The 9520-nt window shown below is 67.9% G+C and carries 8 protein-coding genes; 2 read left to right on the plus strand and 6 right to left on the minus strand.

The window, feature by feature from the left end:
- Positions 1-10: 10 nt before the first annotated feature.
- On the plus strand, positions 11-1021 hold the full coding sequence (locus VML93_RS37670; RefSeq protein ID WP_325618842.1) for an Lrp/AsnC family transcriptional regulator: 1011 nt from the start codon (positions 11-13) through the stop codon (positions 1019-1021).
- Positions 1022-1070: 49 nt separating this feature from the next.
- Here VML93_RS37670 and VML93_RS37675 read toward each other — a convergent pair whose 3' ends face one another.
- The 6 genes from VML93_RS37675 to VML93_RS37700 all read right to left on the minus strand — a co-directional run bounded on the left by VML93_RS37675 (position 1071) and on the right by VML93_RS37700 (position 8794).
- Positions 1071-1352 carry an ANTAR domain-containing protein gene (locus VML93_RS37675; RefSeq protein ID WP_325618844.1) on the minus strand — a complete coding sequence of 94 codons (282 nt, stop codon included), beginning with the start codon at positions 1350-1352 and terminating at the stop codon, positions 1071-1073.
- A gap of 212 nt (positions 1353-1564) precedes the next feature.
- Positions 1565-2929 carry a wax ester/triacylglycerol synthase domain-containing protein gene (locus VML93_RS37680; RefSeq protein WP_325618846.1) on the minus strand — a complete coding sequence of 455 codons (1365 nt, stop codon included), beginning with the start codon at positions 2927-2929 and terminating at the stop codon, positions 1565-1567.
- Between the two features lie 114 nt (positions 2930-3043).
- Positions 3044-4333 carry a D-arabinono-1,4-lactone oxidase gene (locus tag VML93_RS37685; RefSeq protein WP_325618848.1) on the minus strand — a complete coding sequence of 430 codons (1290 nt, stop codon included), beginning with the start codon at positions 4331-4333 and terminating at the stop codon, positions 3044-3046.
- On the minus strand, positions 4330-5535 hold the full coding sequence (locus VML93_RS37690; RefSeq protein ID WP_325618850.1) for a M28 family metallopeptidase: 1206 nt from the start codon (positions 5533-5535) through the stop codon (positions 4330-4332). Before VML93_RS37690 ends, VML93_RS37685 begins: the two co-directional genes overlap by 4 nt.
- A gap of 32 nt (positions 5536-5567) precedes the next feature.
- Entirely contained in the window at positions 5568-6812 is a 1245-nt protein-coding gene (locus tag VML93_RS37695; RefSeq protein ID WP_325618853.1) for an amino acid deaminase/aldolase, read from the minus strand.
- Between the two features lie 65 nt (positions 6813-6877).
- Positions 6878-8794, minus strand: coding sequence for a PE family protein (locus VML93_RS37700; protein ID WP_325618855.1), 1917 nt, complete (start codon positions 8792-8794; stop codon positions 6878-6880).
- Between the two features lie 451 nt (positions 8795-9245).
- Between VML93_RS37700 and VML93_RS37705 the strand changes: the two genes are divergently transcribed.
- Positions 9246-9520, plus strand: a 275-nt coding sequence (locus VML93_RS37705) for an SDR family NAD(P)-dependent oxidoreductase (RefSeq protein ID WP_325618857.1), incomplete at its 3' end; no start/stop codon positions are given.

Below are 9520 nucleotides of genomic sequence, written 5' to 3' on the forward strand. Positions count from 1 at the left end.
AATCATCGTCGTGGGCGATGGCGTTGACGAGCTGGATCTGGCGTTGCTGGATGCGCTGCACGTCAATCCGCAGGTGAGCTTTGAAGAACTCGGCAGGGTGCTGGATGTATCGCCGGTAACCGCGGCACGGCGGTGGCGCCGGATGGTTTCCACCGGGCGGGCATGGGTCTCGTCGGCGCTAGGTCCTCGGTTGCCGGTGCACGGCGCGTTATTCGAGGCGGAGTGCGAACCGGGTGCCACCGCGCTGGTGGCCGACGAACTCGCCTGCAAACCACAGGTTTTCAGTGTCAACATCACGACCGGCGCCGACAACATCTATGCGCTGCTGGTGGCCGCTGACCAACCGCGGCTGTCCGAGCTGATCGTGGACGTGCTTCCCGCAATCGCGGGCCTGATCCGGGTCCGTTCCGCGCTGATTACCACGCCGTTCAGCGGAACCCGTTGGCGGCTGGGCGGTCTCAGTTCAGGTCAGGTGCGCGCGGTGACGCCCGAGCCCGCGACGAACGTACCGACACACAATTTCGACGATTTCGACCGCCAACTGTTTCTGGCACTGCAGTGTGACGGGCGGCTCAGCTGTCGCGATCTTGCCGCCGAAGTCGGCCGCTCCGAACCCGTGGTGCGCCGCCGGCTGAGCCTGTTGTCGCGCACGGGATTGCTCTCATTCCGAACCGATTTCGCACGTGTCGAGGCCGGCTGGCTGACCAGCGTGGCGCTCAAACTTCAGGTCAGCGGCATTCCGGTGAGCACCGTGGGACACGCACTGGTCCAATACCCGCACACCCGGTTCTGTGTCTCGACTGTCGGCGATGGCGCAGCCAACCTGTTCGTCACCATGCAGCTACATCAGCTGTCCGACCTCGACAACGCCATCGCGCGGCTGCGGGCCGAATATCCCGGCGTGACAGTCCTCGACACGCGCGTGGTGTTGCGCTGTGTCAAGTCGTGGGGCCGGTTACTGGGGCCGGACGGCCACGCCCAGAAGATCGTGCCCGTCGATCTCTGGGCGCCTGCCGGCTAGACAGTGGCGCCCGCGGTACTTCCCCGCTACCGCGGCCCGCCCGCTGCATTCAGGAGGTCGATACGGCGAACAGCGGACCCCACTCATGGCGAGCCGCGGACTGCGCATCGCTGAAGCTGGGTGTCTTCTCGCCTTCGCCCGCCAAGTGGACCAGCGCCCAGGCCATCGCGAACACTGGCACCTTGTGCCGCAATGCGGCACTGTGCAACTCGTCGAACGCGGTCTCCGACCGACAGCGCCGCAGGCCGATCAGAATGCCCCGTGCGGTGTCGAGAATGCGACCCGAGTGCGCGCCACCCGACACCTGGCCTGGAGCCCAGTTAGCCATCATAAATGTGGATACCTCCTGTTGAGCGCCGTCAATAGCCGCCGAACCACCGCGCAGCAGCCGAACGAGAATGTCTACGAGTGGCGATAACTCGTGACCGTTCTCCCATATGGCGCACTGTGCAATGATTTGTGCATCGGTTCTGTTGCGCCAGACCGGCGTTCACATCGGTATACAGCTGTGATCGTCCTGGTACCGCATCGGTGCGGCCCGAATTAGTCTGCGAGCGCCAATACTTCGTCGAATCCGGCTACCAGCGCGTCATGGAAAACGTCGTAGTCCGGCATCGCCGCGGTATCCACGGTGATGCCCAGGGCGCAGGTATCGACATAGGTCAGCAGGGTGACGTTTACCGACGCGCCGATCGTCGGTCCGAATGCGTATTGTCCCAGCACCGCGGCACCGCCGAGGAAGACTGGAACCGGGACACCCGGCACGTCGCTGGCCACGAAATCGACGTGCCGCAACACCGAGCCGATATACCAGCGGGGCACCAGGTTGAGCACGCCGGCGATCAACTGGGTGTATGGCAGGGACCGTTCCTGGCGTACCGCGCGGACGCGTTCGTGGATCGCCTTGATGCGCCGTGCCGGGTCGGGCTCGCCCACGGGCACGTCGAACCGCATCAGCGTGATCCGGTTTCCGCCCATTTCGTCGTCGCCTGTTCGCAGGCTGATCGGCATCGACAAGTGCAGATCACCAACTGCGACGCCATGTTTCTCGTGGTAGCGGCGCAACCCACCGGCTACGGCGGCCACAAACGCATCGTTGAGGGCGCCACCGCACCGGTGCGCCGCCTCGCGCAGCTGTTCGCGGGGCACCTCGTGCACGGTGAGATGACGGATCAGGCCGCGCTCCTTGGTCAGCGCAGATCCGGGGTGGCTGATGGGCCGGACGGTCCGGTAGACCGACGCGGCGTTGGCGCCGAGCGATCGGACCGTCGAGATCGGCCGCCGGACAGCGTCGTACGTCCATCGTGGCGCCTGCTTCACCGCTTCGCTGAACGCATCACCGACAAGCGACCTGTTGTAGCGCCAGGCGTCGCGGTATCCGTCGAATCGCGATCGCCTGGGAACCTCCGGCTCGCCGGGCAGCGGCTCGGACGCATAGTGCTCTTCGGAAAGGTCGAACAGGTTCATCGCGATCTGGACACCGCCGACACCATCGGTAAGGGCGTGGTGGAACTTACAGATCACTGCCGCGCGGCCGCCTTCCAGCCCTTCGACCAGCGTCGTTTCCCAGAGTGCGCGGGCACGGTCGAAATCCTGCATCTCGGCCAACCGGGCCAACTCGAGCACGTCGTCGAGCGTGCCGGGTCCGGAGAGGGCCGTGCGCCGTATGTGGTAATCCAGCTCGAAGTCGTAGTCGTACTCCCACCGCGGCGGGGCCGGCGGCGGCGACGGCACTACGCGCTGGCGAAACATCGGCAATTTCCGGGTTATCAGGTCGAATCGCTGGCGCACCTGGTCCCAGTCCGGGGATCGGTCCAGTAACACCACACTGACCACGGTCGAGCGCAGTCGCGGATCTGTTTCCATTGCCCAGGTAAAGGCGTCGCTGTTGCGCATGAATTCGGTCATGTGTGGCCCCAATCCGCTCCACGCACAAACCTACGGCTGCCGGCGACCGAGGTCACTAGCACATTGGCAGCCAATGACTTTGGTCCCTACAGTTAGGGCCTTTGGTCGTGTGCGTCAGTTGCCCAGCACCCGCCGGGTGTAGTCGTTGCGGAACACCCGATCGGGATCCAGGCGGTCGCGGACGGCGGTGAACCGGTCCCAATCGGGATAGCGTTCCCGAAGCGTGCCGGCGGTCTGATAGTGGCGCTTGCCCCAGTGCGGCCGGCCCGCGTACTCGTCCATGATCTCCTCGACGGCGCGGAAATACGTTTCGAATTCCATGCCGCTGTACTGGTGGACGGCGATATAGCAGGTGTCGCGCCCGGCCGCGGTCGACAAGAAGGCGTCGTCGGGTGCCGCGAACCGCACCTCGAGCGGGAACAAGATCGGCAGTGTGCGGCGGTGCACGATATCGATGACGCGCCGAATCGCGTCGCGGGCATGCTCACGCGGGATCGCGTACTCCATCTCGGTGAACCTGACCTTGCGCTCGGTCGCGTAGACCTTGTACGCGCGATCTTCGACGGTGGAATCCTGTATCATGCTCGTCATCAGTTTGTTGAGTCCTGCTGCCGCACTTGGGAATCGGCGGCCAGTCCGGCACATCAGGCTCAGACCGACGTTTTCGACGTCCTCGGTCAGCCTGCGTTTCCAGGTCGGCGTCGGCGTGGGCTCTTCGGTGCTGCGTCTCGTCGTGCGCGTCAAAGCTGTTTTCCCATAGGGGAATACGAAAAATTCGAAATGGTCATTTTCGTCCACGAACTCGTCGAGCCGGTCCAGCGTCTCGGTCAGTGCGCGCCGCTCGTCTCGGCGATGCAGCGTATACAGCGGCACGGTCTGCACGGTCACCTGCGAGATCACCCCCAGCGCGCCCAGTGACACCCGCGCCGCCAGGTAGTCATCGGAGCCCTGCGACAACGTGAGCACCTCGCCGCTCGCGGTGACCAGTCGCAGCGAGACGATCCGCGCCGACAGGTTCGGAAAACGCGCTCCCGTTCCATGTGTCGCGGTCGCGGTGGCACCGGTGATGGACTGCGCGTCGATGTCGCCCTGGTTCTCCAGCCCCAGCCCGCGCGCGGCCAGCTGCGGACCGAGCGTGTGCAGCTTCGCGCCACCCTCGATCGTCACCAAACCCGTTGCAGTATCCGCGTCGACGACCCGCTGCAGGCCGGTCATGTCGATCATCACCCCGTCGGTGCAGGCGCAATCGGTGAAGGAATGTCCGGTGCCGACGGCGCGTACGCGCTCACCGCGTCGCGCTGCGGACCTGACCACGGCGACCAGCTCGTCCTCCGAGCCCGGCCGCACGATCGCCGAAGGGGCGCAGAACTGTTCGCGGGCCCAGTTGCACCAGATGAGGCTCAACGCACCAATTCCCGCATGACTGCCTCGGAGACCGTGACGGCGTGGCTCACCGTCTCGTAGACCAGGTTCTCCGGAATGTCCGACATCAGGTGGTAGTTCGACAACTCCTTGTAGCGGTCGATCGACGAGAAACACGCGGTCGGGTATCGCGCGCGGCTCATGATGACCGCGTCGGTGCTGTTGCGGGACCGCATACCTCGGCGCACCGGAGCGTCGGCCCGCTCGGCGGCGCGGACTACCAGATCCCGAAACGCGCCGCGGTAGTAGTCCTCCATCACCGTGGTGCCCTCACCCTCGAGCATGATCAACTCCGGCGAGCCGACCGTGTCGAAGTTCAGGAAGTATGTTCGATCGTGGTCGAGTTCGGGCTCGTGACGCGCCATGAATCCGTAGATGCCGCCCTGCAGTATTTCCTCGGCGCCAAGCGAAACAAGCAGGGCCCGTACGCCTTTCACCGGCCGTTCGCGCAGCCGCTCGGCAAGCGCGACGAGCAGCGCCACGGCGGACAGGTTGTCGTTGGCTCCGGGGACGACCGGGCTGCGAGCGATGTCGTTGAATACGACCGCCGCTACCGCGCTCATTGCGGCTCCCGCGATCATCATCCGGCGGCTGCCGCGCAGCGCCCCGACGCCGGCCAGCGTGGGTGCGGCGATCGCCGGCCACCAGCTGGGTAACGACGTGTTCATGCGCTCAGCGATCCCGGGAAATCGCTCAACCAAGAATTGCTGCGGACCTGGGTTGAAGAACTTGCCAGTGTGTGCGGCGTCGTGGTGAGCGCACACCACAACCGTGTGCTCGCCGTCGAGATCACCCGCTTCGCCGACGACGTTCCACGTCGTCCGCGCCTCTTGCATCCTGGTACGCACGACGCGCGGACCGTTGGAACAGTCGTCGGCGATCGCCAGCCCGGCACCGACGCCCGCCACCGCTGCGGGCACCCGCAGGTGCCGGCTGACCAGGCCCGCGAGACCGGCGGCCACCCCGATCGAGGCCAGCTTGACGTGCAGCTGCGGGTAGCCGTCGAAGAACTGCTCCTCCTCGATCCGCACGTTCTGCGCACCCGCCGCCCGTAGGCGTTCGACGATCCATTCGGCGGCCTGCTGCTCGCCCGGCTCGCCCGCGGCGCGCTCGATCGGTGCCAGCGTCTCGACGACCTCACGCATGGTGGCCAGCTCGGTCGGCAGCGCGTTGATCGCCGTCATGGCAGCTCCTTCGCAATCACAGGCTCGGCTTACTACAGAAACGTGCGCCCCTCGCCGCGGTAGGTCGGGACCGTATCGACGATCCGTGCTCCCCGGACCAGATGCAGGCAGTCGAACCGCTCACACAACTCGCCGGCCTTGGTGTGGCGGAAGTAGACCTTGTCGCCCACCTGCAGCCGTCGGGCCGCCTCGCCGCGCAGCGGTGTTTGGACCTCGCCGGTACCCTCCATCGAGTCGAGCGTGAGCCCGGTCGGCAGGTAGGGCGTCGGCATGCGGTCCTTCGCACCGACACCGCTGGCCAGGTAGCCGCCCCCGAGCGCCGTCGCGGTCTTCGCGTCGGGCCGGCGCGACACCGGCAGCGCGAACATCGCCGCCGGCTGCAAGGTGAAGGTCGAATACGAGTCGAACAGGGTCGGCGCGTAGAACCCCGAGCCGGCGGTCGCCTCGGTCATGGCCGGCTCCTGTGCGACCAGCTGTAGATCGCCGGTGCCGCCCGCGTTGACGATCTCGAGGTCGGCGACTTCGCGCAGCAATTCGACAGCGCGGGCGCGGCGTTCCCGCAACTCGTCGAACGACATGCGCTGCATCCGTTGCACGATGAGATTCTGGGCGAACTTGCCGGCCACCTTGTCGCCGAAGCCCGCGATGTGCCCCTCGTAGGACATCAGCGCCACCAACTTGAGGGCCGGGCGCCGCGCGATCTCCTCCGCAAGGGCGCGCGCCTGTTCCGGGGTGTGTATCGGCGAGCGCTTGGGGCCGATCTTCACCCGTCCCCCGGCCGGCCAGTAGCCGGCGTCGAGATCCAGGCACAGCCGCACCGGCTGGTCGGTCGCGCTCTGGATCAGGTCGAGGTGGTCGACGCTGTCGACCATGACGATCGGCGCCTTGTCGGGGTCCTCGGCGGTCAGCTCGCCGAGCTGGCGCAGGGCCGCGCGGTCAGTCGTCGGATAGGCGAGCAACAGGTTGTCGAAGCCGTGCCCGGCCAGCCACAGCGTCTCGGGCAGCGTGAAGGTCATCAGCCCGCTGAACCGTGGGTGAGCATCCAGGATTTCGCGCTGCACGGGCCGGCAGCGCAGGGACTTCGACGCCACCCGGATGGGCTTGTCGCCGGCACGCGACAGCAACTGGTCGGCATTGCCCCACATCGCGTCGAGGTCTACGAAGGCAAACGGGGCATCGAGCTCAGCAAACGCCTGTTCATAGCGTTGCAGGCGGCTCTGCGGGTCTAGTCCCGGCGATGGGCCGACCCGGCGCTGATGACCGGCCACCTCGTGCACGCGGATACCCTACTGAACATCCCGCCCTACAGGGTCGGGTTCACACGGTTTGCCGTCGGCGGCAGCTACGTTCCGTGGGCCCCGTCCTGGCCGAACAACAGGCCGCCGCTGCCGCCCGCGCCGCCGGGAGCAGGGGGGACACCGTTGCCGCCGTCGCCGCCGTTGCCGATGAACCGGGAGTTGCCGCCGTCACCGCCGGCACCGGCCCCGAGTGTCGATCCGGGACCGCCGTCCCCGCCGTCGCCGCCGCGGCCGAAGATCCAGCCACTGTCTCCGCCGGCGCCGCCATTGCCGGCTCCGGGGTTCGTCGAGTTGGCGCCGCCGACCCCGCCCCCGCCGCCGTTGCCGAACAGCAGCGCACCGTTGCCGCCCGCACCGCCGGTGCCGACGACGTCACCGGTGTTGATGGCGTTGCTGTCGGCACCGCCCATGCCGCCATGCCCGCCGTTGCCGAACACGAATCCGGCATTCCCGCCGGCGCCACCCTGGCCGTACAGGCGCGCACCGAGGGCATGACCGGCGGCGCCGCCGTCGCCGCCGTTACCGAACAGGGCTCCGCCGTTGCCGCCGGTACCGCCGTTGCCGGCCGCCACGCTAACTCCCTGGGCCGTGAACGTCGGCACGCTGCCTCCGATGCCGCCCTTCCCGCCGTTGCCGATGAACCAGGCGTCGCCGCCGTTGCCGCCGAAACCGCCGGATCCGCCAAAGCCCTGCAGGACGCTGCCGATACCGCCGCTGCCACCGAGCCCGCCGTCGCCGCCGGCGCCTGCGTTACCCGAAATCAGGCCACCGGGGCTGCCGTCGCCACCGAGGCCGCCCACACCACCGTTGCCGCCTGTCGTGCCGGCGCCGGTTCCGTCCCCGCCAACGCCGCCGTTTCCGCCGGCTCCGCCGGTGCCGAAGAGTCCCAGGGCGCCACCGTTGCCGCCGGAGCCGCCATGGCCACCACTACTCGCCGCGGTGTTGGTCGCGTTTCCGCCGGCCCCACCGGTCCCACCGGCGCCGGCGGTGCCGAGCCACAGGCCGCCTTGTCCGCCGTTGCCACCCTGACCGCCATAGCCGGCTGTGGTGAGCACGCCGCCCGGATCGTCGACGCCGCCGATACCGCCGTCGCCGCCGAGGCCGCCGGTACCGAATAACAGCGCGGCGTTGCCGCCGGTGCCGCCCGTGCCGCCGACGCCGCCCGCTCCCAGCCCGGCAATGGGGGGCGCGGCCCCACCGGTCCCGCCGGTTCCGCCCATTCCGCCTTGCCCGTAGAACAGCCCGGCGTTGCCGCCGTTACCGCCGTCGCCGCCGCTGGCGCCCACCGTGGGCACTACTACCGGAGGATTCGGCGCCGGGGGCGTGGCGCTGCCGGCCCCGCCCTCGCCGCCGTCGCCGCCGTTGCCCCACAGCAACCCGCCTTTGCCACCCGCACCGCCCTTGCCGCCGGTAGCGCCGGCGTCGGTGGCGTCCCCGCCGGCCCCGCCCTTGCCGCCGTTGCCGATCAGCCCGGCGTTCCCGCCGTTACCGCCCGGCTTGCCGGGGTCGCCGGTCGCGCCGTTGCCGCCGCTGCCGAACAAGATGCCGCCGTCGCCGCCGTTGCCGCCCGCCGCCGTCGCGTTGGCGCCGTTGCCGATCAGCGGGCGATCGAAGATCGCCTGGGCAGGCGCGTTGATCGCGGCCAGCGCCTTTTGCTCCACGCTCTGCAAAGGCGTCGCGTTAGCCGCCTCGGCGGAGACGTAGCTGCCGGCGCCCGCCTTGAGGGTCTGTACGAAATTGGCGTGGAAGGTCGCTGCCTGCGCGCTGAGCGCCTGATATGCCTGAGCATGCGATCCGAATAGTGCCGCGATCGCCGCCGATACCTCGTCGGCGCCCGCCGCGATCACCGACGCCGTCGGAGCTGCCGCGGCCGCATTGGCCGCACTGATCGACGAGCCGACCCTCGCCAGGTCCGTGGCCGCCGCCGCCACCAGCTCCGGCGCCGCGATGAGGAACGACATCAGGGAACCTCCCTAACCTGCGCGAGCTCTCGGCAAAGGGTATCGCCATCAGGGCAGCACAACGCGTATTTCGGCTACTCCTACGATTCTGTTTCGCCGCGCGGCCCCGGAACGTTTCAGCATTGGCGCCGACGGGCGCGAGCGCGCCCATTTGTACGCCTACACGCCATCAACCGCGTGCATTCGCGGCCGCTCGCGCGGCGGTAGGAGGTGGTCGTCCCATTTCTTGCTATTTTAGATATTCTAGCTACTGTAGGGGATACAGTAGCCCGGCTGCCGCCGCGCTCGGATTCGCGGCAGTATTTCGTGGGAGAGATGCGATGGAGCCGATCGTTGATCTGAGCCCAATTCCCGATGCAGCGCACCAGTGGCTTGGCTGCTCAGGTCGCGAAAGTCCTTGGACCCCAGTGCGGGTCGCTAAGACAGGCATTGGAATATAAGGGCTGGGGCGATGGGCAGGGTGACGGGCAAGGTTGCCGTAATCAGCGGGGCCGCACGCGGTCAGGGGCGGTCGCACGCGCGGATGCTCGCCGCGGAGGGTGCCGACATCATCGCGGTTGATCTGTGTGAAGACATCGACACCAACGAGTATCCGCTGGCCCGACCGGAGGACCTCGAGGAGACGGCGCGGCTGGTCGAGAAGAGCGGCCGACGGGCGGTGACGGCGGTGGCGGACGTGCGCGACCAGGCGTCGCTCGACGCGGCGCTCGAGCGGGGCGCCAGCGA

Origin of the sequence: Mycobacterium sp., assembly GCF_035499775.1 — a bacterium.
Lineage (GTDB): Bacteria > Actinomycetota > Actinomycetes > Mycobacteriales > Mycobacteriaceae > Mycobacterium.

Coding starts and splice junctions, on each gene's coding strand:
- VML93_RS37675 (WP_325618844.1), bottom strand. CDS start 1,352: ATGATGGCTAACTGGGCTCCAGGCCAGGTGTCGGGTGGCGCGCACTCG.
- VML93_RS37700 (WP_325618855.1), bottom strand. CDS start 8,794: ATGTCGTTCCTCATCGCGGCGCCGGAGCTGGTGGCGGCGGCGGCCACG.
- VML93_RS37680 (WP_325618846.1), bottom strand. CDS start 2,929: ATGACCGAATTCATGCGCAACAGCGACGCCTTTACCTGGGCAATGGAA.
- VML93_RS37690 (WP_325618850.1), bottom strand. CDS start 5,535: ATGACGGCGATCAACGCGCTGCCGACCGAGCTGGCCACCATGCGTGAG.